Here is a 23,036-nt window from a genome sequence, read left to right as displayed (position 1 = left end):
CCCTACGGTTCCGCCCGCTCCGCGGCCCCGGAGGCCCGGCCGTCGGGTCCCGCCACCGCCTCCAATGCCTGCGAGAGCCGCTCCAGCACCCGTACCGCCTCGGCGAACTCCTCCGCGCCGAGCTCCGCCGCGAGCCGCCCGGCGAGCGCCGCGTGGCCCGGTTCGATCTTCTGTACTGCCTCCCGCCCGGCCTCGGTCGGGCGCAGCAGCTTGGCGCGGCGGTGGGCCGGGTTGAGGGCGTACTCCGCGAGCCCCTTTGTCACCAGCAGGTCGGCGATGCGCTGCACGCTCTGGCGGGTGATTCCCATGGCCCGGGCGATTCCGGCGACGGACAGCGGTTCGCGCAGGACCGCGCCGATGACCTGCCACCAGGCCGCGGTGAGCCCGGCGGGCCCGGCCAGTTCCTCGGAGACGGCGAGGAACTGGCCGTTGAGCCGGAAGGTGCCCAGCGCGGTGCGGCTGAGCAGATCCTGTTGCTGACGGCTCGCGACCGGCTTACCGCTCACGACGGAATCACGGCTGACGACCGGCTCACTGCTCACGACTGCAGCACCTCGAAGGCGGACGCGTCCGAGTCGTGGAACAGCCGGTACCAGGCGTCCAGCTTCTCGGCCTCGTACACCCCCAGCCGCGCGAAAACCTCGCGGGCGAACGCCACCGGCTCGGTCGGGCCCGCGGTGATCAGCAGCCCGTCGTCGTCGGTGACGGCGTCCGCCTCCCGGTACTGATCGCCGCCCTTGTAGCCGGTGGCGGCCAGGTAGAAGGACACGGCGCTGGTGTGCGCCCGGTCGTCGAGCAGCCCCTCGCGCGCCAGCCCCGCCGTCGCCCCGCAGATCGCGGCGACCGGCACTCCCGCGTCGAGGAAGGCGCGCGCCTTGCGGGCGAACGGGGCGAGGTCGTCGCCGGTGTCCCAGAGGCTCGCGCCGGTGAGGATCAGCAGGGTGCTGTCCTCGGGCCGTACGTCGTCGAGCGTGAGGTCCGGCTGAATGCGTACGCCGCCCATGGTGGTGACGGGACCGGCGGTCGCCGCCACGGTCCTGACGGTGTGGCCGTGCTGGGTGAGGTGGGCGGTGGTGTGGCCCGTCTCCCAGTCGGCGTAGGTGTCGTAAACGGCGAGGTGCACGGTCTTGCCGGCCATGACGGTCTCCTCGGTTCTGAGCCTCGGGCCCGCTGCCCGTTCGGCTCGATGACAATATCCTGTCGCAATGACAGCATGTTGTCAATTGTCGTTCGGGCCGACTCGGGGATCGACTCGGAAATCGTCTCGGGGACCGGCTCGGAGACCGGCCGGGATCGACACCCTGCCCACCGAAGTGGCGCAGTCCATACAAGGTGGCCATGTCGGCCCCCGCCCGCCCGTCCTTACCCTGTGGCCATGACCCCTCACCCCGATCCCCAGGCCGGCGCGGCCGTGAAGGCCGCAGACCGCGCGCACGTCTTCCACTCCTGGTCCGCCCAGGGCCTGATCGATCCGCTCGCCGTCGCCGGTGCCGAGGGGTCGTACTTCTGGGACTACGAGGGCAACCGCTTCCTCGACTTCACCAGCGGCCTCGTCTTCACCAACATCGGCTACCAGCACCCGAAGGTCGTCGCGGCGATCCAGGAGCAGGCCGCGAAGCTCACGACCTTCGCCCCCGCCTTCGCCGTCGAACCGCGCTCGGAGGCCGCACGCCTCATCGCCGAGCGCACCCCCGGCGACCTCGACAAGATCTTCTTCACCAACGGCGGCGCCGAGGCCATCGAGAACGCCGTCCGCATGGCCCGGCTGCACACGGGCCGCCACAAGGTGCTGGCCGCGTACCGCTCGTACCACGGCGGCACCTCCACCGCGATCAACCTGACCGGCGACCCGCGCCGCTGGGCCTCCGACAACGGCACGTCCGGCACCGTCCACTTCTGGGCGCCGTTCCTCTACCGCTCGGCCTTCTACGCCGAGACCGAGGCCGAGGAGTGCGCCCGCGCGCTCCAGCACCTGCAGGACACCATCGCCTTCGAGGGCCCGGCCTCGATCGCCGCGATCGTCCTGGAGACGATCCCGGGCACGGCCGGCATCATGACGCCGCCGCCGGGCTACCTGGCGGGCGTACGCGAGATCTGCGACCGCAACGGGATCGTCTTCGTCCTCGACGAGGTCATGGCGGGCTTCGGGCGTACGGGCGAGTGGTTCGCGGCCGAGCACTTCGACGTCGTACCGGACCTGATGACCTTCGCGAAGGGCGTCAACTCCGGTTACGTGCCGCTGGGCGGCGTCGCGATCTCCGGCGCCATCGCCGAGACCTTCGAGAAGCGCCCCTTCCCTGGCGGCCTCACCTACTCCGGCCACCCGCTGGCCTGCGCGGCCGCCGTCGCCACGATCCAGGTGATGGACGAGGAGGGCGTCGTCGAGAACGCGGCCCACATCGGCGAGAGCGTGATCGCCCCCGGCCTGCACGCACTGGCCGAGCGGCACCCGAGCATCGGGGAGATCCGCGGTACGGGCATGTTCTGGGCGCTCGACCTGGTCAAGGACCGCGAGACGCGCGAACCGCTCGTCCCGTACAACGCGAGCGGCGCGGCCAACGCCCCGATGGCCGCGTTCGGCGCGGCCTGCAAGAAGAACGGCCTGTGGCCCTTCATCAACATGAACCGCACCCACGTCGTCCCGCCGTGCAACGTCACGGAGGCGGAGGCGAAGGAGGGTCTGGCGGCCCTGGACATCGCCCTCTCCGTGGCGGACGAGCACACCGCGGCCGCGTAGCAGCCCCTGCCCGCCCCAGCCCGTGCCCCGCCCCCGCCCGCGCTCCGGGCCGGGCGGGGCTCGCACAGCACCGCCTTACGGCCTGGTGCGCGATAAGGGGACGGGCCCGCGACGTCGGCTACGGCAGCTCGCCGCGTTGGCGAAACGCCCTAATGGCTCCGCTATGAGGACGCTCCGCCGCCTTGCGATGCACCGCATCCGACGCCCCGGGCTGATCCGCCCCCTATCGCGCACCAGGCCGTAAGGTGTGCGGAGCCGTACGAAGGGGAAAGACGCCATGCCCGCGACCCGAGCCGTGAACCGCGACACCCTGCGGCAGCAGATAGCGGAAGCGCTGCGTGACGAGGTGCTCGCGGGGCGTCTGCGGACGGGGCAGGAATTCACCGTCAAGCAGATCGCCGAGCAGTACGGCGTCTCCGCGACGCCCGTCAGGGAAGCGCTCGTCGATCTTGCGGCGCAGAATCTGCTCGACTGCGACCAGCACCGCGGCTTCCGGGTCTGCGAAATCTCCGTGGCCGACTTCCGCAGCATGATCGAGGCCCGCTCGATGATCACCGACGGCGTCTTCCGCAAGCTCGCCCGGTTGGGCTGGAGCCGCCGGCGCATCGACGTGCTGGCCGCGGTCAAGCGGCGGGCGGACGAGGCGGACCGGGCGGCCAGGGCCGGTGACCTGGACATCTTCATCGGGTACGACCTTCGCTTCTGGCGCGAGCTGGGCGCGCTCGTCGAGAACCCGCACATCTCGGCGTTCCTGCACCAACTGCGGCTGCGCTGCTGGGTCTTCTCCGTACCGCACCTGCGCGGCGACCCCGACCTCAGGGACCGCATGTGGCAGGGGCACGCGGAGGTCGTCGACGCGGTGACCCGCGGCGACGCCGAGGCCGTACGGACAGTCATCGCCGCTTACCACGCCGAGATCCTCGCCTGGGCCGACCACCTGGAGGCGCAGCCCGGGAGGCCGAACGGGCCCCGGACTTGACCCGGCCCGGCCCCGGCCCCGGACCTGAACCGGCCCCGGACCGACCCCGCCCCGCGGCCTGAACCGGCCCCGGTCCGACCCGCCACTGTGCGCGGCGACTTGGTAGCACTACGCTTCCTGGACTGTCGCACGAACCCAGTGGAGAGCGAGCCGTACGTGGCCTGTGACCTGTGGCTGGTCCCCCTCGTCGATGTGCTGTGCCACAGCCCCGACAATCCCTTCGCCGAAGAGATCGCGTCGTACGACAAGGCCCTCACCGATGCGGGCCTGCCGACCGTGCCCGTGTTCGCCTACATGCCGGGCCTGTCCGGTGACGTCGCCCCGGTCGCGGGCTTCGACTACGACGCCCTGCACTTCCTGCGCCGCGCGTACCTGCTCCAGCTCTGCGGCCTGGAGGTCACACCGGTGGACGCGCTGGGCGGCGACTACGAGCAGCTGTTGGAGATGTTCGAGTCAACGGCCCAGCAGTCGCACCTGGTCTGGCACTACGACCACGCGGGCGCGTACGTCCCCGTGGACTACGCGGCGCCCCTGTCCAACGAGGAACTCCTGGCCGGCGGCGGCCCCCTGGGTTCCACCCAGGGCCTGCTGCGCGAGCTCGAACTCGTCGCCGCCTCGATCGGCATCGACCACACCAACCCGCCCTCGGCGCCCCGGCCCCCCGAGCGCCCCACCACCCTGGAAGAGCCGGCGGACGCCCCCGCCTACGACGACAGCCCCTTCGCCCGCGAACGCCACGTCTGGCTCGGCCTGCACGCGGCGGCGACCAAGAGCCTCGGCCAGGGCTCAATGATCATCTTCAGCTGAGGTAAGACGACCGGGCCAGGCGCGGCGGCGGGGGCGCACGTCAGCGCGGCGCCGGGGGCGGCACCTCAGCGCGGCGTGCAGACGCGCACGTCAGCGCGGTGGCGGCGCCCCCCTCAGCGCGGCGGCTCCGGCGGCCGCTGGCGCGGCATGTTCGGCCGTGTACCGGTGGCGGGCAGGGTGTGCCGTCCGGCCGGAGCCCCGCCGTCCGGACGGGGCCTGGCCGGACCGGCCATCGACTGCATCCCCAGCGGAGCGGGACCGGCCCGGAACTCCACCATCCAGTCCGCGGTCTCGGAGCGCACCAGCTCCGTCACGTCCTGCGAGAACCGCCGCAGCACGCTCAGGCACCGCTCCGCCGCCTCGCTCGCCGTCCCCTCGGTGGGCCCCAGCATTTCCCGCACGCTCTCCGAGGCCCAGTCGAACTGCAGCGCCTGCAGCCGCCGCTGCACGGCCTGCGCCGCCGCCACGTCGCGCATCCAGCCCGACGTGAACCCGAAGTACCGGTCGCAGAGCAGGCACGCGGCCGCCAGCAGCAGCGGCAGGTAGCCCCACGCGACGGCCCCGTCCAGCGCCCCGGTCAGGTTGAGCACCGGCAGCACGACGCCGGTGACTGCCCCGGCGGCGGCCCCGGCCCGCAGGCCGCGCGCCGCCCGCCGTTTCCAGGTCCGGTCGGCCAGGTACCAGTCGGCCGTCCGCAGCGCACTCGCTTCCACCCACCGGTAGAGCTCGTCGAGCCGCTCCGCGGGCTCGCCCCAGTCCCCGAGCGGAAAGGGGCGCCCGGTCAGATCGTCCTCGTCGTGCGGCCGCTCGGCGGCGCCCCCGCCCTCCTTCCGGACGGGCCCTTCGGGCTGCATCTCCGGCTGGCTCACCGGGCACTCCTCTGCACTCGCATCGCTGTTTCTTGTTGCCTTCGCTTGTGACAATGAGTGACGTGGTGCGTGCGGTGTGACGCGTGCGTCAGGCGCATACGTGCTCTTCCTACCGCCGAATGGTGGGCCCCGGGGCCGATATCCCGGCATTTCCGGCCGCACCCGGCGCGTGGTCAGGTATAGAGACCCGCAGTTGTCACTCGAAAGAGTTGCTTGGTACCGCGTGGGGCGTGGTGCCCGGCGAACACGTAGGCTCGGCATACCGAAACAATCGTCGTCGAAGTGCCAGGAGTGACCGTGATTCCCGGTGGTGGTCAGCCCAACATGCAGCAGCTGCTCCAGCAGGCCCAGAAGATGCAGCAGGACCTCGCCGAAGCGCAGGAGGAGCTTGCGCGGACCGAGGTCGAAGGCCAGGCCGGCGGCGGCCTGGTCAAGGCGGTCGTCAACGGCTCCGGAGAGCTCCGTGGCCTGACGATCGACCCCAAGGCCGTAGACCCCGAGGACACCGAGACCCTCGCGGACCTCGTCGTCGCCGCGGTCCAGGCCGCAAACGAGAACGCGTCGCAGCTCCAGCAGGAAAAGCTCGGGCCGCTGGCCCAGGGACTGGGCGGCATGCCGGGCATGCCCTTCTGAGGCGGCCCCGCACCAACTACCGTACGTACCAGGCAGGATCGGGCAGGGCAAGGAAGGCAATCCGTTGTACGAAGGTGTGGTTCAGGACCTCATCGACGAATTGGGCAGGCTGCCCGGCGTCGGTCCCAAGAGCGCGCAGCGGATCGCCTTCCACATCCTCCAGGCCGAGCCGACCGATGTACGCCGCCTCGCCCATGCCCTCCTGGAGGTCAAGGACAAGGTCCGTTTCTGCGCGGTGTGCGGCAACGTCGCGCAGCAGGAGCAGTGCGGGATCTGCCGTGATCCGCGCCGCGACCTGGCGGTCATCTGTGTCGTCGAGGAACCGAAGGATGTCGTCGCCGTCGAGCGGACCCGGGAATTCCGCGGTCGCTATCACGTGCTCGGCGGGGCCATCAGCCCCATCGAGGGCGTCGGCCCCGACGACCTGCGGATCCGCGAGCTGCTGGCGCGGCTCGCGGACGGCATGGTCACCGAGCTGATCCTGGCCACCGATCCGAACCTGGAGGGCGAGGCCACCGCGACGTACCTGGCGCGGATGATCAAGCCTATGGGCCTGCGCGTGACGCGCCTGGCCAGTGGACTCCCCGTCGGGGGAGATCTTGAGTACGCCGACGAGGTCACGCTGGGCCGTGCCTTCGAGGGGAGACGATTGCTCGATGTCTGACGCCAACGCAAACGCCGCGGCCGGCGCCGACGCAGGCGCCGCGCTGCTTCACGCGGTCGCGCAGGACCCGGATTCCTTCGCGGTCCAGATCGCCGACCAGATCGAGAGCTTCATCGTCGCGGTCACCGAGGTGGCCAAGGGCGATGAGCCGGACAGCGCGGTCCCCTTCCTCCTCCTGGAGGTCTCGCAGCTCCTCCTGGCGGGCGGCAGGCTGGGCGCGCACGAGGACATCGTTCCCGACGAGCGGTACGAGCCGGACCTCGGCCCGGAGCAGGACGTGGACGACCTGCGGGCGAGCTTCGCCCGCATGCTCGACCCGATCGACGTCTACTCCGAGGTCTTCGACCCGTACGAGCCCCGCAAGGCACCGGTCGCCTGCCGCGTCTCCGACGACCTGGCCGACGTGATCACCGACCTCCGCCACGGCCTGGCCCACTACCGGGCGGGTCGCACGACCGAAGCCCTGTGGTGGTGGCAGTTCTCGTACTTCTCCAACTGGGGCTCCACCGCCTCCGCCTGCCTGCGCGCCCTCCAGTCCCTGGTGGCGCACGTACGCCTGGACCAGCCGCTCCAGGCGCTGGATGGCCTGGACACGGACGAGGACCTCGCCGAGGAGGAGCTGGCGGCGGAGGCCGGCAAGGTCATGGCGGAGGAACTGGCGGGCCCCCTGGGCCTGCGCCCGGTCACCTGATCCGACCGCCAGGGTGCGGCGGCCGCCTGTCAAGCGGCCCCTACCCACTCACATGGTGCGATAGACGTCGCGGCGATTCGCGACTGTCAGCACCCACAGGATCAGTTCGTTGTCCTCGACGGTGTACACGGCGCGGTAGTCGCCTACGCGCAGGCGCCGGCGGACCTCATGGCCCTGAAGCGCCTTGATGTCGAAGGCCGTGGTGTCTCCCAGGTCCATCGCCGTCTGAAGTTCAGTCAGGCGGTGGAAGATGCGCATGGCATCGAGGCGGGGGATCTTGAGCATGTCCCGCTGAGCGTGCGGAGTGAACCGCGTGACGTATCCCATGCCGATCAGGCGTGGTGGGAGCGAAGCCGCGCAGCCATCTCTTCAAGAGAAACGGAGCCGGCCTTCCCCTCTGTTTCGGCTTCGTCGGCCAGCCGGTTGAGCCAGGCGTCCTCGCTCCGCTCCGCGATCTCCCGAAGCCGCCGGTACTCGTCGATATCGACCAGCACGGCCTCTTCCTTGCCTCTGCGTGTGATGACGGTCGGAGTTGCGTCACGTCGCGCGCGGTCGATGGCGTCGGCGAGGTGGCTGCGGAACTCGGCCATCGATTCCACTACAGGTTCACTCATGTAATGAATGTAACAGATGTACATGAGCCCTCGAGTCAGACGTACTTTCCGGCCTGATCGTCGTCGGCGGGGCGTCGCAGGCGGGGGCGCCGACGACCGGCGTCATGGCATTCGATGCGTACCCCCCAGCTCGCCGGCGCCCACTTTGAGCAGGAACGCCCGCCCACGGGTACGCCGCACCGCGCCGCCCGGCGCTGAACGCACGAGCGGGTGGGGCGACCAGGAATCTGGTCGCCCCACCCGTAGTTCGTGGTGCTCAGGGGTGCTCAGACGCGGCGGTGGCGGCCGTAGTGGGTGCCCACCTGCTCGTGGTAGCCCGAGTCACCAAGGTGCTTGTCCTTGTCGAACTCGGGCGCTTCCTTGATCTGATCCTTCGTCAGGTCGACGTAGACCTTCTCTTCCGCGGCGTCGACGCGCGTCACCGTGCCGGCGGGCAGCAGTACGTGCTTGCCGAAGATCCAGACCCCGGTGTCGACGACCAGGTACGAAGACCCGACCTCGTCGGAGTGCTTGTCGACCTTTCCGATGCTGCCGTCGGTCGCTTCGACCTTCCACCCGATCAGGGTGTTACCGGCAGTGTGACCGGTCGTCGGCTGGTAGCCCCAGATGTCACTCATGAGAAACGGCTCCTTGTGTCGACGGTGTGTAGCCGGATGTGTAACCCGAGGAAACAGTGTCCGAATTCAATCCGGTGACCGTTCCCTGTTGAATCGCGTGCCCTGCTTTCAGGGCCTCACGCGGGGAAACTCCGGGCGGAGTTTCCCCGCGGCCCACAGCGTGGGCGGAACGTGCTCGCCCTACCAGCGGTACCAGCGGCCACGCTTGCCACCACTGGCCGTGGGGCGAATGACGAAGCCGAGCACCCACACCACCAGAATGATGACGGCGATCCACCACAGGGCCTTGAGTGCGAAGCCCGCACCGAAAAGGATGAGGGCGAGGAGCAGAACGAGAATAAGGGGAACCATGATTATCAACCTCCGAGCCACCATGTGCCCCGCCAAAATCCAGCCACACACTTTCGGTCCCACGAACTTCAGTACGAGTGGCTGGAGCCGCAGGTCGGCCCGGAGCTCAAGCCTCGGGCTTCGAGCCCTTTCTTGTGGATTGGGTGGTTGTGGTGAAATCCCAACCACCCAACCAACACCCTTACGGATCAGCCCTGATCGCTTCGAGTGATCGGGTTGCGCCGGAGCGTGTTCACGCTCTAGGTTCGCGACAACGAACGACCCCGGCCGGTGCGCCAACACCAACCGGGGTCTTGCCGAACTAGATCGAATGAGGCTCGATCCGTGGCTGACGCCAATTTTAGTGCCGCCCGCGCCCTGCCCGCACACCCCAAGGCCAAATCCGGCTACGGGAAGCGCTCGGCCCCCGACCAGGCCCCGCGCGGAGCAGCGGACTTCGCACATCTGCGCTCCAGGGAAGCGGCGATCGCCGCGTGTATCGACCGGCTCCCGGACGGCGCCGCGATCGGCTACAAGGCCCTCGCCGCGAACGTCGCCGACCACGGCCAGCAGGCCTGCGCCAAGGCCCTGAACTTCCTGTCCGACGCCGGTCATCTGCGGCGCGTCAAGGAGCACTTGGAGCTGGAGGACAGCACTTTCCGCTGGGTGACGCGGACGTACTACTCCCACACGGCCAGGGACGACGGCTGGTGGAAGGCGTTCGTCCGCAGCCTCAGCGGGATCGACCTCACCCAGCAGGCCAGGCAGCCGGAGCAGCAGCCGGACCACGAGCTGGACCACGAGCCGGACCATCAGCCGGACCATCAGCCGGACCATCAGCCGGGCCAGCGGCCGGATCACCGGCCGCAGGAGCAGTCGGAGCCCCCGCAGGAACCCCGCCCCGAACGCTCCGCCGCGTACCGCACCCTGGCCCGCCTCGGGCGTACCGAACCCCGGATGACGCTGTCCGCCGCCGAGTGCGAGGCGCTGGAGGAGCTGGCCGCCGCCTGGCTGGCGCGTGGTGCGACCCCCGACCACTTGACCCGGGCCCTGACCTCCGGGCTGCCGAATCCGCTGCACAGCCCGGGCGCGATCGCCCGTACCCGACTGGAGTCCAAGATGCCGCCCGAGCCCACCACCGGTGCGAGCGCACCGGCCCGTGTCAACCGCGTCGTGATGATCTGCATCGGCTGCGACGAACCCGAGACGGTGGTGACGCTGGTCGGAGGAATCTGCGCCGACTGCCGCGAGGAGATGGCCGCGTACGACGCCGCTGAGGAGGCCGGCCGGGTCATCGACGCCGTGCCCGACACCTTCCGCGCCGAACCGGCGGAGGTGGACGTGGCCCGGCGCGCAGCCGAGACCCGCGCGGCGGCCGGCTTCCCGGCGAAGCCGATCCCGTCCCCCACGAGGGGCGACATGGCCCTGGCCCTGGCCGCCGAACTCGGCGAGTCGAAGCGCCTGCGATAGCCGGTTCAGCCGGACGCCGTCGCGACGGCCAGGGCGATCACGAATGTGGTCGACACCGCGAGTGCTCCCCACGCGATGATCCGTGCGACCGGCCGGACCGGACGCCCCGCCTCCTCCCGAAGCACCGTCGCATGCGCGGCCAGCGCGGCCGGCAGTGCCGAGCCGAAGAGGACCCCGGCGGACGCCGGCCAGCCGACGGCGTCCGCCTGAGAGAACGGGCCGTCCCCCAGTCCGTACCAGGCCAGCATCGGCAGCCCGGTCGCGGGCACCAGCCCGACGGCGACCCCGGCGGCCACCCACCACCAGCGCTTCCCGTCGCCCCACCGCTTCCCGAGCCAGTGGCCGAGTGCCAGGGACGGCAGTACATGCAGCGCCGTAACCAGACTGACGGCCAGCGCGAGGAATGGGGTGGCTATGGGGAGTAGCCACAGCAGCTCCCACAGCCGTGGCGTCGCGCCGCTCACGAACGGACGCGACACCACCAGTGCCCACCCCTCCACCCACAGGACCGCCATCGCCACCGAAGACGGCGCGGCACCGCGCATCGTGCCTCCCCGCCGACGCCGACGCGCCGCTTGTGACCATGTGACCCGTCCCACGTTCTGCGTACCGTACGCAAGGTGGGGCAGGCATCCCTACCGAGCAGGTCAGGGGCCGCATGGCACACGTTTTGGTCACATCCTGAGCGCGACATCTCAGGATGCGAAACGGCGTGGGCGGGGCCGGTCTGCTCGGTAAACTGAGATGACCGCAGTAATGACTAGCGAGGAGCGCACGTGGGCCTTGTCGTGCAGAAGTACGGAGGCTCCTCCGTTGCCGATGCCGAAGGCATCAAGCGGGTCGCCAAGCGAATCGTCGATGCCAAGAAGAACGGCCACCAGGTCGTTGTCGTGGTTTCGGCGATGGGCGACACGACGGACGAGTTGATCGATCTCGCCGAGCAGGTATCCCCGATCCCTGCCGGACGTGAATTCGACATGCTGCTGACAGCAGGTGAGCGGATCTCCATGGCTCTGCTGGCCATGGCGATCAAGAGCCTGGGTCACGAGGCCCAGTCGTTCACCGGCAGCCAGGCAGGTGTCATCACCGACTCGGTCCACAACAAAGCGCGCATCATCGATGTCACGCCGGGCCGGATCCGCACCGCTCTCGACGAGGGCAACATCGCCATCGTCGCCGGGTTCCAGGGCGTGTCCCAGGACAAGAAGGACATCACCACCCTCGGCCGCGGCGGGTCGGACACGACCGCGGTGGCGCTGGCCGCGGCGCTCGACGCCGAGGTCTGTGAGATCTACACCGATGTCGACGGCGTCTTCACCGCCGACCCCCGGGTCGTGAAGAAGGCGAAGAAGATCGACTGGATCTCCTTCGAGGACATGCTGGAGCTCGCCGCCTCCGGCTCCAAGGTGCTGCTGCACCGGTGCGTGGAGTACGCACGCCGATACAACATCCCGATCCACGTGCGGTCCTCGTTCTCCGGACTGCGCGGGACCTGGGTCAGCAACGAGCCGCTAGGGGACCAGCAGGTGGAGCACGCCATCATCTCCGGAGTCGCCCACGACATTTCCGAGGCCAAGGTCACGGTCGTCGGGGTGCCGGACAAGCCGGGCGAGGCCGCGGCGATCTTCCGCGCGATCGCGGACGCCGAGATCAACATCGACATGGTCGTGCAGAACGTCTCTGCCGCGACCACCGCCCTGACCGACATCTCCTTCACCCTCCCCAAGTCCGAGGGCCGCAAGGCCATCGACGCACTGGAGAAGGCGAAGTCCCGGGTCGGGTTCGAGTCGCTGCGCTACGACGACCAGATCGGCAAGATCTCCCTGGTCGGCGCCGGTATGAAGACGAACCCGGGCGTCACGGCCGGCTTCTTCGAGGCCCTGTCCGACGCGGGCGTGAACATCGAACTGATCTCGACGTCCGAGATCCGCATCTCGGTGGTGACCCGCGCCGACGACGTGAACGAGGCCGTGCGCGCGGTGCACACCGCCTTCGGTCTGGACAGCGACTCCGACGAGGCGGTCGTGTACGGCGGCACCGGCAGGTGACCCGCACGTGACGGACGGCAGGCCGACACTCGCGGTCGTGGGAGCGACCGGAGTCGTCGGCGCCGTCATGCTCCAGATCCTGTCGCAGCACAAGGACGTCTGGGGCGAGATCAGACTCCTCGCCTCCCCGCGCTCGGCCGGCCGCAAGCTGGTCGTGCGCGGGGTGGAGACGGAGGTGCTCGGGCTCTCGGAAGAGGCCCTGCAGGGCGTCGATGTCGCGGTGTTCGACGTACCCGACGACGTGGCTGCCAGGTGGGCGCCGGTGGCCGCCGCGCAGGGGGCCGTGGTCGTGGACAACTCCGCGGCCTTCCGGGCGGACCCGGATGTGCCGCTGGTCGTACCCGAGATCAATCCGCATGCCGTACGGGCCCGCCCCCGCTCCATCGTGGCGAGCCCGCACTGCGCGACGCTCTCGATGATCGTGGCGGTGGGCGCGCTGCACGCCGAGTTCGGGCTGGCCGGCCTCGTCGTGTCCTCGTACCAGGCGGTGAGCGGCGCGGGCCGGGCCGGCGTCGACGCGTTGCGCGAGCAGCTGTCCCTGGTCGCGGGCACGGAGCTGGGGACGCACCCCGGCGACGTACGACGCGCGGTCGGTGACGACACAGGACCGTTCGCCGCGCCGGTGGCGCTCAACGTGGTGCCGTGGTCCGGGTCGCTCATGGAGGACGGCTGGTCGTCCGAGGAGCTTATGATCCGCGCCGAGTCCCGCAAGATCCTCGACCGCCCCGACCTGCCGGTGTCCGTCACCTGTGTGCGGGTCCCGGTGGTCACGACGCACTCGCTGGCCGTACACGCGCGCTTCGAGGCCGAGGTGTCGGTCCGGCAGGCACACGAGATCCTCGCCACCGCGCCCGGCGTGGTGCTGTTCGACAACCCGGCGGCAGGCGAATTCCCCACACCGGCCGACGTGGTGGGCACCGATCCGACGTGGGTGGGGCGGGTGCGGCGGTCGCTGGACGACCCCAGGGCGCTCGAACTCTTCGTGTGCGGGGACAACCTCCGCAAGGGCGCTGCGCTGAACACCGTTCAGATCGCCGAGCTGGTCGCCGCGGAATTCGGGACGACATAAGCGGAACCTTGCATAGAATCTGTGAACGCCCTGTGAGGAAGTCGAAGTCTGTACCACTTGAACTGCGGCGTTGTTCTGTTCGACGATTCGCTCCCCGCCTTACTGCAACCGGCAGTTGGGAGGGGAGCGTCTTTGCGGTCGCCCCGGCGAGACGTCGCGAGGACGTGACTATTGGGGCATTCAGGAGGGTGGGTACGCATGGGGGCGTTCGCAACACCGTCAAACCCGGTGCCTCGCGCGTACAACCCTGTCGGGGGGAAGCGTGTCCAACAGGCGTGGCAGAGGTTCTCGATATCACAGTGGTCCCGGCTCGTGGCGCGGCAGTGCGCCCGTACCGGCGGCCCCGCGCGCCCGGCGGCATGCCGGTGATCGCTCCCATGCCGACCGCACGTCAGAGCCGTATACCGTCCCCGCGCGAGGGCACTGAAGAGGCCGTGGCCGCGGGCACCACAGTCGATCACCTCACCGAGACCTACCGCGCGCACTACCGCTCCCTGCTGGGTCTCGCGGCCCTGCTGCTGGACGACACGGCGTCCTGTGAGGACGTCGTGCAGGAGGCGTTCGTGCGGGTGCACTCCGCGCGCAACCGGGTGCGCGACCCGCAGAAGACCCTGGCCTACCTGCGCCAGACCGTCGTCAACCTCTCCCGTTCCGCGCTGCGCCGCCGCATATTGGGGCTGAAGCTGCTCTCCAAGCCGATGCCGGACATGGCGAGCGCGGAGGAGGGGGCGTACGACCAGCTGGAACGGGACGCGCTGATCAAGGCGATGCGCGGGCTCCAGCGGCGTCAGCGCGAGGTGCTGGTCCTGCGGTACTTCGCGGACATGACGGAGGCTCAGGTGGCGGAGACGCTGGGGATATCCCTGGGTTCGGTGAAGGCGTACGGCTCGCGAGGCATCGCGGCGCTTCGCGTCGTCATGGAGGCGACGGCATGAGTGGCAAGCAAGAGCGGCACGGGCCGGACGGGCCGTTGAACGACCTGACTGGAAAAGCGATTGTGAACGACGGGCCGAACGAGCGCGAAGAGCTTCTCGAAACGAACAACGAGCCGGGTACGGGTATTGGTACGGGCACGAAGGCCGAAGCCGCTGCTGGCGGCGGCGGCCCGGCCTCTGACGGCGGCTCCGACGGCGCCTCTGCCCCCGCATCCGACGGCGCTTCTGCCCCCGCATCCGACGCCGGCTCCGACCCCGCATCTGACGCCGGCTCTGACTCCGCATCCCACCCCGCCTTCGGCGCCGGCTCTGCCTCCAGCGGCGGCTTCGACACGGACGAGCTCGCCCTCCGCAGAATGCTGCGCGGCGCCGTGGAGGACCTCGAACCCTCCCAGGCCGCCCTCGACCACCTGCGCAAGGCGGTCCCGGCGAGGCGCGCCAGGCGGCGCCAGGCCGTTGTCGGCATGGCGGCGGCCGCGGTCTTCGTCGGCATGGCGGTGCCCGCCTTCGTGCACGTGACGAACTCCGGCAGCGACGCCGACGACCGCCCCTCGATCGCCGGCCACGGCGAGGACACGCACGGCGGCACGGGCTGGGAGAAGGAGGTCGAGGGCGCAAAGAAGGGCAAGGCGGACAAGTCCTCCGATGGGCCTGCGACCAAGGACGAAGAGAAGAAGCGGCAGAACAAGGAGCGGGACCGCGAGAAGGACGCCTCGGGCACCCGCAGGGGCGGCGGCACCGACGAGGCCGACGCTCCGGGCGGCGTGCGGGTGGCGACACCCACGTGCGACGCCACTCAGCTTGGCGTGGCCTCGTCGGGGGCGGGCACGCCCGACTCCGAAGGCAAGGTCTACGGAACGTTCCGGATCGTCAACATCTCCGGCACGGAGTGTGCGGTCTCCGGCGGCGGCGCGGTGAGTTTCCTGGCGGCGGGGGCGGCCGACTCGGCGCGGATCGACGTCGTCGAGCACACCTCGGGGGACGCGGCGGCCGGGCTGCCGGACCCCTCCCAGGAGACGACCGGCCTGTTGCTGGCACCGGACATGGCGTACGAGGTGAAGTTCGCCTGGGTCCCCACGGACACCTGCCCGACCACCGACCCCACGCCCGAACCTCCCCCGCCCACGGAAGACCCGGGCCCGGGGCCCGGTCCGGGCCCCGGCACCGCGGACGGCGGCACGGGTGACGTCGGCGGAACCGGCACGGGCGACGGGGGCGGCACAGGCGAGGGCGAGGGAGAGCAGACGGGCACGCAGACGCAGCTCGGCACCGAGGACGGCGGCACGGAGGACGGCAGCGTGTCGGTGACGCACACACCGGAGTCGGGCGCGCCGAGCGCGGCGGCGACGGTCCCGAACGCGTGCGCGGGAACGATCTATCGGACGGGCGTGCTCGAAGCCTCGTAAGGCGCCCCGGCCTCCCCGCCCGGTGCCACCTCCCCCTCGGGCAGAATCCCGAGGGCGAGATCGCGGGCGGCTTCGGCCTCGCGGCGCATGAGGCGGAACCACATGAAGACGACGAAGCCGGCGAAGACGAACCACTCGCCGGTGTAGCCGAGGTTCTGGAACGCCTTCAGATCCAGCCCACTGCCTTGCGGGGCGACGGCGGGCACGGCGGCCAAGCCGGAGTCACCGTCCCCGAGGGTGATCCAGGCGTCGTACATGTCGTACGGAACGACGTTGACGAGCGACGCGGCACTGATCATCCCGAGCTGTCCCGGCGCCAGCCCACCACCGGTGCGCACACCGTCGGTGCCCGAATTCTCGGACGCCTGGAGGGCCCCGGTGACGGTGACCTCGCCACCGGGCGCAGCAGGGGCGTCGGCCCCCGCCGGCAGCCAGCCGCGTACGACGGGGAGGGCCTTGCTGTCGTCGGTGCGCAGCAGGGTCAGCACGTACGCGCCACGCTTGCCGTCGAGCTCGCGCCCGGGCACGGTGAACTGCTCGGCATAACGACCGGTCGCCGTCGCGGGCCGCCCGGACGTCTCTTTGTCGACGGGCAGCAGCTCGGCGAGGGGCGCGGCGGTCTGCTGGCCGGGATCGGGCTTCTCCTCGGCGGCCTGGTGGGTCTCGACGCGGTCCTCGAACCGGCCGAGCTGCCAGGACCCCATGAAGGCGCAGAAGGGGATGGCCAGCGCGACGAAGAGATGGATACCCAGCCACCGGGGCGTCAGCAGGAACCGATACACCCCACCAAGGTACGTTCCACACCCCCACCACTCCCAGCCCGGGGCCCCTCCACCCTGCTCCACTTCCAGCCCGTCCGGTACCCGAGACCCACGCGAGGGCCCTCAGGGCCGCCGAAGCGCGCGCACCCCCACCGCGGCCCTGTGCCCCACTGCGGCCCCCTGTGCCCCACCGCGGCCAAGGTCCCCTGCGCCCATGGCCCCCTGCGCCCGAGGTCCCCTGCGCCCAAGGCCCACACCGACCACGCGCCGGGACCCTTCCGCCGCCTGAGAACACGCCGGCTGGTTTGCGGGGCTCCTCCACCTCCCGCCCGCGCCCACGTCCAGCCCGTCCGGCGTTTGAGGACACGCCCGCAGGGCGTCCAGGGGTCTGGGGCCTGCCCCAGTTTTGGGAAGGGGCGGGGAGGGGACAGCGCCGCAGGCACCGACACGCGGCCCCACCCCCGCGCCCGGCGCGTAGAGCGAACCCCCGCTAAATCGCCCCCGAGCCCGCCTCCGAGCCCGCCTCCGCCCCCGAGCCCGCCTCCGAGCCCGCCTCCACCCCCCTCAGCCGCCCAAATACCTCGCCGCAAAGTCGAGCTCAAGCCGAACCTGCTTGATCCGCTCCTCCACCACCAGCGACCCGTGCCCCGCGTCGTACCGGTACACCTCGTGCACCGCCCCCCGCGCCGACAGCCGCTCCACGTAGTTCTCGACCTGCCGGATCGGGCACCGGGGATCGTTGACGCCCGCCGAGATGTACACCGGGGCCCGCACCGCATCGACGTACGTCAGCGGCGAGGACGCCTCGAACCGCTCCGGCACCTCTTCCGGCGTGCCCCCCAGCAACGTACGGTCCATCGCCTTCAGCGCCTCCATCTCGTCGTGGTACGCCGTGACGTAGTCCGCGACCGGCACCGCCGCCAGCCCCAGCGCCCACGACTTCGGCTGCGTACCGAGCCCGAGCAGGGTCAGGTAGCCGCCCCACGAGCCGCCCGCGAGGACCACCCGGTCCGGGTCGGCGAGGCCGGACGAGACTGCCCAGTCACGGACCGCGGCGATGTCCTCCAGCTCGATCAGCCCGACGCGGTGCTTGAGCGCGTCCGTCCACTTCCGCCCGTACCCGGTCGACCCCCGGTAGTTGACCCGTACGACCGCGTACCCGTGATCCACCCACGCCGCAGGCCCGGCAGCGAACGCGTCGCTGTCGTGCCAAGTGGGCCCCCCATGAACCTCAAAGACCGTAGGAAACGGCCCCTCGGCACCCCCACCAGCACCCTCACCAGAGCCACCACCAGCACCCCGACCCGGCCGCTGCACCAGCGCATGGATGCGACCCCCGGGCCCCTCCACCCACACGTCTTCCACCGGCACGGACCCCGGCGCCTTCATCCCCGGCGGGTCGAGTACGACCTCCCCCGAGGTCGACCGCACCACCGGCGGCTCCGCGGCCGACGACCACAGGAACTCCACCGACCCGTCGGGCCGGGCCGTCGCCCCGGAAACCGTCCCGGCCGGCGTCGCCACCGCCACCAACTGCCGCGTGGCGAAGTCGTACTGCCAGAGCTCACTGCGCGCCTCGTAGCTGTGCGCGACGAGCAGCGCGGACCCGTCCGGGTACCACTCGGCCGACACATCGCCCGGCAGCTCGATGCCCAGCTCCGTCTCCTCACCCGACGCCACGTCCCACACCATCGGCTCCCAGCGCCCGCGCCGCTGGTGCCCCACGAGCAGCCGGGTGTCCCCGTCGACCGGCGCGAACCCGAGCACCTCCAGCCCCAGCTCCACCACACCGCCCTCGGTGTCGTCCAGCTCCGCCACGGCCGCCCCGTCCAGCCGCATCACGCGCAGCGCGGAGTGCATCGCGTCGCCGTGTTCGGTGTGCTCGATGGCGATCAGCGACCCGTCGTGCGACAGATCCCCCACACCGGCAGACTCCCGGTGCCGGTAGACCTCGACGGGCTCGGCCCCGGCCCGTACGACATGCACCGTGGACCCGTCCTCGTCGGTCGAGCGGCCCACGACCGCCGTCCCGCCCCGCCCGAGCGCGATGCCGCCGGGATACGACGCCTCCAGCCCCGGCGCCGCCGGCTCGTCGGCCCCGCCCGCGAACGGCTGCCGCATCCAGACCCCGAACTCGTCCCCGTCCGTATCGCTGAACCACCAGATCGACTCGCCGTCGGGTGTCAGCACGCCGTCCGTGGTCCCGTTGGGCCGGTCGGTCGCCTGCCGCTGCGCCCCGGTCGCCCGGTCCCACGCGTACAACTCATACGTCCCGGTCGCGTTGGACACGAACAGCGCCCGGTCCGGCGCGTCGTCCGCCCAGTCGGGCAGCGAAACGCGGGGCGCCCGGAAGCGCTTCTCCCAGTCGGGCATCGACCCGGTGTCATCAGTCATGCCCCCATTCTGCGCCGCCCCACTGACAACGAACCCACCACTGTCAGTGCGGGCGTGCATCCTCCTGAGATGACCAAGCTGCGCAAGACAGTTGACACATACTGGACCTCCGCCGAGAACCGCGACTGGACAACATTCGCCGTCACGCTCGCCGACGACGTCCGCTACGACCTCCCACAGACCCGCGAGCGCATCCACGGCAAGGAGAACTTCGTCCGCTTCAACCGGGACTATCCCGGCGACTGGCACCTGCGCACCCGACGCACCGTCGCCGACCCGGACACGGGCGAGGTCGTCACCTGGGCGCGTGTCACGGTAGGCGCCGCAAAGGACTTGCACGCCGTCAGTTTCTTCACGGCCGACACGGAAGGCCGCATCGCAACAATCACCGACTTCTGGCCCGAGCCGTACGAGCCCCCGACGGGCCGGGCACACCTGGTGGAGCGCTACTGATCAGCCGGGGCCGCACCCGCCACCCGCGCTCCGGCTGTCAGGCCAACGAAGGGGCTGGCGGAGAACGTCCTGGAACGCGCGGCGGACCGGTAGCAGGTCGGTGTTTGTGGCGCTGTCGACCCATTCGGCATCGACGGTGTACGGCGGCGTAGGCTCGTTGCGTTGCCGAAGCGGAGGCATTTGGGCTGGGACCTTGGCCAGGCACTTGAGTGGCGGGCGCCGTCGACAGCAGTGCTGTCCTTCGCGTTCCTGTTGCAGTGCGGTTACGTATGGCCTGCGCTGATGCTGGTCGGTGCCCTTACCGCATTCAGGATCTTGGCAATGAAGGGTCATGATCACCGCGATGGCAGGGCGGTGGCTGTCCTGTTCGCCCCGCTCTACCTTTTCGTCTGGTTGTTCGCTCGGGACTCAGGGAGTGCGCCGTACATCCCGGACAACTCCTGAGCGCGATCGGCACAGAACTGTGGGGAGCCAGATCCCAAGCTCGGCTCCCAAAACGGCCCCCACAACCACTCAGGGGCCCGACCCGCGATGCGGATCAGGCCCCTGACCTGGTGTTTCAGCTGTCGGGGTGGCGGGATTTGAACCCACGACCTCTTCGTCCCGAACGCGATCATGTACCTGACCGGCCTTGCGCCGCAAGCGTGTGACCTGCGTGGGACAGCGAAGTTCTGTCCGTAGTCGTCCACGGGAGTGCGAGAGGGACTGTCTTGGTTGGCCCCCCGTTTGGCCCCCTACTGTGATGCGGAACAACGGTCATCCGGGCTGGTCAGATATCTGCGCAGCGACACATCGGAACCCTGTGTCGTCGTCGTGCATCATGTCGCTGGCGTCATTCGGGACGGCGGGGACGCCACGGAACAGTGGGCTCGTGAACGCGCTCCCCCGGAGTTCGTAGCGGCCCGAAGTGGTCGGGGTGGCTAACCACTCCCAGACGTTGCCAACCATGTCGTACACGCCGTAGGGCGAGACACCGGAGTGGTACCGAGAGACGGACGTCGTCCGCTCGACTCCGGTCTCCCGGACGTTGCACTTGGCCGCCGTCTTCTGGTTACCCCACGGGAAGGTACGGCCCGTGGTGCCGCGCGCGGCCTTCTCCCACTGTTCAGCGGTCGGCAGGGACTTCCCTGCCCATTCGGCGTAGGTGTTCGCGTCCCGCCAGGTGACGTGCACGACGGGGTGGTCGTACAACTCGCGGGGACACCGACCGTTCTCCCAGTGCTCGGGCGGCCGGCGACGGGTCGCCGCGCAGAAGCGCGCGTAGTCGGCATTCGTCGTTGGGAACGTGTCGATGTGGAACTCGTCCACCCACACGGGCTCGTCTTCGGCTCCGGCCAGGAATATGCCTTCTGGGACATGCGCTATGAGCTTCCCGTCACCAGGGTGTCTCACGTATTCGCCGCTGCTCGTCTCGTCCTCGCTCGGTTCGATCACGGGATGCAGGGGGACGTCGTCCGCGGCGAGGATGCCGACGAAGCGGCCTTGCGCGTCGCGGTCGGCCTTGGCAAGCAGCGTGTCTAAGGCGGCTTGATTCACCATGCGGATGGTGGCCGTCTCACCGTCGGCTTCCCAACGGGAGACGATTCGGTCAGAGACGCCGAGCTTCTCGGCGAACTCCATGAGGCTCATGCGTGCGGCCGTACGTAGGGCCCTAACTTCACGTCCGGTCCATTTCGTTACGAGTGGCATGGGCTACCTCAAGTAGGAGCCGCCGCCCCTCGCGAGGCGGCGGCATGGCGTCTACAGCCGCTCGCCGGGGATGTTGATGTAGGCGTCACACAGCGCGGTGAGCACGGGGTGGACCTGGGGGAACTGCACGTCGTCGATCGCGCTGACCGCGCGCACGCCGATGCTCGTGTTGGTGGCGAACGCGGCGGTCATGTTCGGAATGTCGGTGAGCCGTACCGGGGCAGTGATCTGCTTCGGTGCATCGAGTGACTGAAGGAGGAGCATCGTGGTGCCGGGCAGGACGGGGGCTTCCGGCCAGATGACCGTGCCCTCCTGATCCACGAATCCCAGGTTCCAGGTGCCGCCCTCGGACACCCTTCCGTCGGGTTCGACGAACACGGCGTCGTCGAAACCCGCGAGTTGTGCTTCACGACGGAGTCGGAGTTGAGGGTGCAGGCCGATGTGCTTCACCTCTGCGTTGTCCCGGGTGAAAGTGAAGGTCTTCGCGGTGAGCGGCGGGGGCGGCATAGCACCCGCCGGCCGCAGGTTCACCAGGATGTGCGGGTCCTTGCCTTCTACTGGGCGGCCCATGTCGAGTGCGGGGTCGAAGACGGTCACTCGGAGACCCGCGATGCCGGTCACGCCGTCGGCTGCCTTGCGGATGTACCCCAGTGTCCGCTCACGGTCTAGGTCAACGCCGAAGACGATGCGGCAGTCCCTAGTGAGACGGTCGAGGTGGAGGGACAGGCCCCGGACGGTGCCGTCCTCCATCCGCATGGACGTGAAGTGCCCGTAGTTGGTGAGGGCGAGGCCCTGGAGGTCGTCGAGGGTGACGGAGTTCCCGTTGAGTTCGGCCATGCAGCCAGTCTTACAGCCCATCAGGACAGGCCAACACCCCATTGCAGGCCAATAGTTCGCTTTAGTTCGGTGCGAGGGCAGTCGGAGTGCGTACCGGTCGGACGCTCGCCGGGACAGGCTTAAGCCATGACGACGAGCGCACCGCACGAGACGCTACGAGGCCGGATTCCCTCCGACGGAACCAACCGCGGACTCAAGTTGCTTGACCCGCTCCGCAAGGCCGGCCAGTTCGGTCGAGACTCGTGCCACTTCAGCTTGCAGGTCCATGACGCGCTTGGCCGACTCGCGGGGGGCTTCCTCACCCGGGGCGGGGTCACGAACGTACGTACCGCTACCCGAGACTCCCTCGACCAGTCCCTCCTCTCGGAGCTGCGAATAGGCGTTCTGCACCGTCATCAGGGAGACGCCAAGTTTGCTGGCGTACGACCTGCCGCCAGGGAGACGAGCCCCCGGGGCGAATGTTCCTGCGGCGATCTCCTCTCTGAGTCTGGCGGCGATCTCGCGGGCGTTGGGCTTCCTCTTCGTCTGTGAGTCCACACCGAAAGCGTACTTGACCTAGGTCGCTCGAACTTGGAGTCCCTAACCCCTTGACGACTACGAAGCGACCTAGGTAGCTTCTCCATCAACGGCAAGCGGCCTAGGTCGCTCAGCTTCCTTGGTTCTCGGATCGTGGAAGGCGCCCGACCCCGACGTGCTCAGAGATGAGCGCGGAGGGACTTAGCACGACCGCAGAGACGTAGAGGGCGGGGACGCTGCAATCCCGCTAAAGGCCAGAGGACAGGGCTTGTGCCCGACTGGCGAGGTGGCCCGGTGACCGCGAGCAACGGCCGGAGAGTGGGGATTTGGTCCCCCTTGCAGTGTGTGATCCCTGACCGCCGAAGAAGAGAGGAAGTCCTGATGAGCGACTTAAGAACGTAGGCGTCGCCCGTGCTTGACCAGCACGGCGACAACGCCCTCCGCGTCATCGCGTGACCTGCTGCATGGCCGCGTTCACCCCACGGGGCGGACGGGTCGTGCGGCTGTCGACCCTTCC

At 69.7% G+C, this 23,036-nt stretch carries 25 protein-coding genes; 12 read left to right on the top strand and 13 right to left on the bottom strand.

What is annotated here, in order from left to right:
• Window positions 1-2: 2 nt before the first annotated feature.
• Together ACU6WZ_RS12705 and ACU6WZ_RS12700 are read right to left on the bottom strand one after the other, a co-directional pair.
• Window positions 3-542, bottom strand: coding sequence for a MarR family winged helix-turn-helix transcriptional regulator (locus tag ACU6WZ_RS12705; protein WP_447033428.1), 540 nt, complete (start codon window positions 540-542; stop codon window positions 3-5).
• Window positions 539-1,138 carry a DJ-1/PfpI family protein gene (locus ACU6WZ_RS12700; protein ID WP_447033427.1) on the bottom strand — a complete coding sequence of 200 codons (600 nt, stop codon included), beginning with the start codon at window positions 1,136-1,138 and terminating at the stop codon, window positions 539-541. Before ACU6WZ_RS12700 ends, ACU6WZ_RS12705 begins: the two co-directional genes overlap by 4 nt.
• A gap of 237 nt (window positions 1,139-1,375) precedes the next feature.
• Here ACU6WZ_RS12700 and ACU6WZ_RS12695 point away from each other — a divergent pair, with 237 nt between their 5' ends.
• From ACU6WZ_RS12695 to ACU6WZ_RS12685, 3 genes are all read left to right on the top strand, one after another.
• On the top strand, window positions 1,376-2,737 hold the full coding sequence (locus ACU6WZ_RS12695) for an aspartate aminotransferase family protein (protein ID WP_447033425.1): 1,362 nt from the start codon (window positions 1,376-1,378) through the stop codon (window positions 2,735-2,737).
• 277 nt (window positions 2,738-3,014) lie between these two features.
• The gene (locus tag ACU6WZ_RS12690; RefSeq protein WP_447033424.1) at window positions 3,015-3,716 is read left to right on the top strand and encodes a GntR family transcriptional regulator; all 702 of its coding nucleotides are present in this window, start codon (window positions 3,015-3,017) and stop codon (window positions 3,714-3,716) included.
• A 156-nt stretch (window positions 3,717-3,872) separates the two neighbouring features.
• Window positions 3,873-4,523, top strand: coding sequence for a putative DNA-mimic protein (locus ACU6WZ_RS12685; protein ID WP_447033422.1), 651 nt, complete (start codon window positions 3,873-3,875; stop codon window positions 4,521-4,523).
• Between the two features lie 113 nt (window positions 4,524-4,636).
• Here the strand turns inward: ACU6WZ_RS12685 and ACU6WZ_RS12680 are convergent, their stop codons facing one another.
• Window positions 4,637-5,392, bottom strand: a complete 756-nt coding sequence (locus ACU6WZ_RS12680) for an SLATT domain-containing protein (RefSeq protein WP_447033421.1) — start codon at window positions 5,390-5,392, stop codon at window positions 4,637-4,639.
• A 297-nt stretch (window positions 5,393-5,689) separates the two neighbouring features.
• Between ACU6WZ_RS12680 and ACU6WZ_RS12675 the strand changes: the two genes are divergently transcribed.
• From ACU6WZ_RS12675 to ACU6WZ_RS12665, 3 genes are all read left to right on the top strand, one after another.
• Window positions 5,690-6,025: a YbaB/EbfC family nucleoid-associated protein gene (locus ACU6WZ_RS12675; RefSeq protein ID WP_447034009.1), complete on the top strand. Its 336-nt coding sequence runs from the start codon at window positions 5,690-5,692 to the stop codon at window positions 6,023-6,025.
• A 64-nt stretch (window positions 6,026-6,089) separates the two neighbouring features.
• Window positions 6,090-6,689 (top strand): recombination mediator RecR, encoded by a 600-nt coding sequence (gene recR / locus ACU6WZ_RS12670; RefSeq protein ID WP_447033419.1) that lies wholly within the window; start codon window positions 6,090-6,092, stop codon window positions 6,687-6,689.
• On the top strand, window positions 6,682-7,380 hold the full coding sequence (locus ACU6WZ_RS12665; protein WP_447033417.1) for a DUF5063 domain-containing protein: 699 nt from the start codon (window positions 6,682-6,684) through the stop codon (window positions 7,378-7,380). Before recR ends, ACU6WZ_RS12665 begins: the two co-directional genes overlap by 8 nt.
• Before the next feature lie 48 nt (window positions 7,381-7,428).
• Here ACU6WZ_RS12665 and ACU6WZ_RS12660 read toward each other — a convergent pair whose 3' ends face one another.
• From ACU6WZ_RS12660 to ACU6WZ_RS12645, 4 genes are all read right to left on the bottom strand, one after another.
• Complete coding sequence (locus ACU6WZ_RS12660; RefSeq protein ID WP_447033415.1) at window positions 7,429-7,707, bottom strand: type II toxin-antitoxin system RelE family toxin; 279 nt, start codon at window positions 7,705-7,707, stop codon at window positions 7,429-7,431.
• A 5-nt stretch (window positions 7,708-7,712) separates the two neighbouring features.
• Complete coding sequence (locus tag ACU6WZ_RS12655; RefSeq protein WP_447033414.1) at window positions 7,713-7,994, bottom strand: type II toxin-antitoxin system Phd/YefM family antitoxin; 282 nt, start codon at window positions 7,992-7,994, stop codon at window positions 7,713-7,715.
• 266 nt (window positions 7,995-8,260) lie between these two features.
• On the bottom strand, window positions 8,261-8,611 hold the full coding sequence (locus tag ACU6WZ_RS12650) for a PRC-barrel domain-containing protein (protein ID WP_447033413.1): 351 nt from the start codon (window positions 8,609-8,611) through the stop codon (window positions 8,261-8,263).
• Window positions 8,612-8,791: 180 nt separating this feature from the next.
• A complete protein-coding gene (locus ACU6WZ_RS12645; RefSeq protein WP_447033412.1) occupies window positions 8,792-8,962 on the bottom strand; it encodes a hydrophobic protein in 171 nt (56 codons plus the stop codon).
• A gap of 324 nt (window positions 8,963-9,286) precedes the next feature.
• Here ACU6WZ_RS12645 and ACU6WZ_RS12640 point away from each other — a divergent pair, with 324 nt between their 5' ends.
• Window positions 9,287-10,411, top strand: coding sequence for a hypothetical protein (locus ACU6WZ_RS12640; RefSeq protein ID WP_447033410.1), 1,125 nt, complete (start codon window positions 9,287-9,289; stop codon window positions 10,409-10,411).
• 5 nt (window positions 10,412-10,416) lie between these two features.
• Here the strand turns inward: ACU6WZ_RS12640 and ACU6WZ_RS12635 are convergent, their stop codons facing one another.
• A complete protein-coding gene (locus tag ACU6WZ_RS12635) occupies window positions 10,417-10,956 on the bottom strand; it encodes a hypothetical protein (RefSeq protein ID WP_447033409.1) in 540 nt (179 codons plus the stop codon).
• Between the two features lie 231 nt (window positions 10,957-11,187).
• Between ACU6WZ_RS12635 and ACU6WZ_RS12630 the strand changes: the two genes are divergently transcribed.
• The 4 genes from ACU6WZ_RS12630 to ACU6WZ_RS12615 all read left to right on the top strand — a co-directional run bounded on the left by ACU6WZ_RS12630 (window position 11,188) and on the right by ACU6WZ_RS12615 (window position 15,869).
• Window positions 11,188-12,459 carry an aspartate kinase gene (locus ACU6WZ_RS12630; RefSeq protein WP_447033408.1) on the top strand — a complete coding sequence of 424 codons (1,272 nt, stop codon included), beginning with the start codon at window positions 11,188-11,190 and terminating at the stop codon, window positions 12,457-12,459.
• A gap of 67 nt (window positions 12,460-12,526) precedes the next feature.
• The gene (locus ACU6WZ_RS12625) at window positions 12,527-13,528 is read left to right on the top strand and encodes an aspartate-semialdehyde dehydrogenase (RefSeq protein WP_447034007.1); all 1,002 of its coding nucleotides are present in this window, start codon (window positions 12,527-12,529) and stop codon (window positions 13,526-13,528) included.
• A 275-nt stretch (window positions 13,529-13,803) separates the two neighbouring features.
• Complete coding sequence (locus ACU6WZ_RS12620; protein WP_447033407.1) at window positions 13,804-14,463, top strand: SigE family RNA polymerase sigma factor; 660 nt, start codon at window positions 13,804-13,806, stop codon at window positions 14,461-14,463.
• The gene (locus tag ACU6WZ_RS12615; RefSeq protein WP_447033406.1) at window positions 14,460-15,869 is read left to right on the top strand and encodes a hypothetical protein; all 1,410 of its coding nucleotides are present in this window, start codon (window positions 14,460-14,462) and stop codon (window positions 15,867-15,869) included. The genes ACU6WZ_RS12620 and ACU6WZ_RS12615 overlap by 4 nt, the downstream gene beginning before the upstream one ends.
• Here ACU6WZ_RS12615 and ACU6WZ_RS12610 read toward each other — a convergent pair.
• Together ACU6WZ_RS12610 and ACU6WZ_RS12605 are read right to left on the bottom strand one after the other, a co-directional pair.
• Complete coding sequence (locus ACU6WZ_RS12610) at window positions 15,839-16,651, bottom strand: SURF1 family protein (RefSeq protein ID WP_447033405.1); 813 nt, start codon at window positions 16,649-16,651, stop codon at window positions 15,839-15,841. The two genes, ACU6WZ_RS12615 and ACU6WZ_RS12610, sit on opposite strands and share 31 nt — an antisense overlap.
• Window positions 16,652-17,194: 543 nt before the next feature.
• Window positions 17,195-19,024, bottom strand: coding sequence for a S9 family peptidase (locus ACU6WZ_RS12605; protein ID WP_447033403.1), 1,830 nt, complete (start codon window positions 19,022-19,024; stop codon window positions 17,195-17,197).
• 69 nt (window positions 19,025-19,093) lie between these two features.
• Here ACU6WZ_RS12605 and ACU6WZ_RS12600 point away from each other — a divergent pair, with 69 nt between their 5' ends.
• Window positions 19,094-19,477, top strand: coding sequence for a nuclear transport factor 2 family protein (locus tag ACU6WZ_RS12600; protein ID WP_447033401.1), 384 nt, complete (start codon window positions 19,094-19,096; stop codon window positions 19,475-19,477).
• Window positions 19,478-20,233: 756 nt separating this feature from the next.
• Here the strand turns inward: ACU6WZ_RS12600 and ACU6WZ_RS12595 are convergent.
• From ACU6WZ_RS12595 to ACU6WZ_RS12585, 3 genes are all read right to left on the bottom strand, one after another.
• The gene (locus ACU6WZ_RS12595; protein ID WP_447033399.1) at window positions 20,234-21,106 is read right to left on the bottom strand and encodes an SUMF1/EgtB/PvdO family nonheme iron enzyme; all 873 of its coding nucleotides are present in this window, start codon (window positions 21,104-21,106) and stop codon (window positions 20,234-20,236) included.
• A gap of 111 nt (window positions 21,107-21,217) precedes the next feature.
• A complete protein-coding gene (locus tag ACU6WZ_RS12590; protein WP_447033397.1) occupies window positions 21,218-22,003 on the bottom strand; it encodes an aminotransferase class IV family protein in 786 nt (261 codons plus the stop codon).
• 153 nt (window positions 22,004-22,156) lie between these two features.
• Entirely contained in the window at window positions 22,157-22,540 is a 384-nt protein-coding gene (locus ACU6WZ_RS12585; protein ID WP_447033396.1) for a GntR family transcriptional regulator, read from the bottom strand.
• Between the last annotated feature and the right edge of the window lie 496 nt (window positions 22,541-23,036).

Source organism: Streptomyces hypolithicus (assembly GCF_052934925.1).
The sequence above is the reverse complement of the archived record's forward strand: the minus strand, read 5'-3'. Positions and strand labels throughout refer to the sequence as shown.

Bases quoted from the DNA above. Each gene is read 5' to 3' on its own strand.
- ACU6WZ_RS12595 (WP_447033399.1), bottom strand. From the start codon at position 21,106: ATGAGCCTCATGGAGTTCGCCGAGAAGCTCGGCGTCTCTGACCGAATC.
- ACU6WZ_RS12695 (WP_447033425.1), top strand. From the start codon at position 1,376: ATGACCCCTCACCCCGATCCCCAGGCCGGCGCGGCCGTGAAGGCCGCA.
- ACU6WZ_RS12635 (WP_447033409.1), bottom strand. From the start codon at position 10,956: ATGCGCGGTGCCGCGCCGTCTTCGGTGGCGATGGCGGTCCTGTGGGTG.
- ACU6WZ_RS12700 (WP_447033427.1), bottom strand. From the start codon at position 1,138: ATGGCCGGCAAGACCGTGCACCTCGCCGTTTACGACACCTACGCCGAC.
- ACU6WZ_RS12615 (WP_447033406.1), top strand. From the start codon at position 14,460: ATGAGTGGCAAGCAAGAGCGGCACGGGCCGGACGGGCCGTTGAACGAC.
- ACU6WZ_RS12625 (WP_447034007.1), top strand. From the start codon at position 12,527: ATGCTCCAGATCCTGTCGCAGCACAAGGACGTCTGGGGCGAGATCAGA.
- ACU6WZ_RS12645 (WP_447033412.1), bottom strand. From the start codon at position 8,962: ATGGTTCCCCTTATTCTCGTTCTGCTCCTCGCCCTCATCCTTTTCGGT.
- ACU6WZ_RS12660 (WP_447033415.1), bottom strand. From the start codon at position 7,707: ATGGGATACGTCACGCGGTTCACTCCGCACGCTCAGCGGGACATGCTC.
- ACU6WZ_RS12690 (WP_447033424.1), top strand. From the start codon at position 3,015: ATGCCCGCGACCCGAGCCGTGAACCGCGACACCCTGCGGCAGCAGATA.
- ACU6WZ_RS12590 (WP_447033397.1), bottom strand. From the start codon at position 22,003: ATGGCCGAACTCAACGGGAACTCCGTCACCCTCGACGACCTCCAGGGC.
- ACU6WZ_RS12600 (WP_447033401.1), top strand. From the start codon at position 19,094: ATGACCAAGCTGCGCAAGACAGTTGACACATACTGGACCTCCGCCGAG.
- ACU6WZ_RS12655 (WP_447033414.1), bottom strand. From the start codon at position 7,994: ATGAGTGAACCTGTAGTGGAATCGATGGCCGAGTTCCGCAGCCACCTC.
- ACU6WZ_RS12650 (WP_447033413.1), bottom strand. From the start codon at position 8,611: ATGAGTGACATCTGGGGCTACCAGCCGACGACCGGTCACACTGCCGGT.
- ACU6WZ_RS12665 (WP_447033417.1), top strand. From the start codon at position 6,682: ATGTCTGACGCCAACGCAAACGCCGCGGCCGGCGCCGACGCAGGCGCC.
- ACU6WZ_RS12605 (WP_447033403.1), bottom strand. From the start codon at position 19,024: ATGACTGATGACACCGGGTCGATGCCCGACTGGGAGAAGCGCTTCCGG.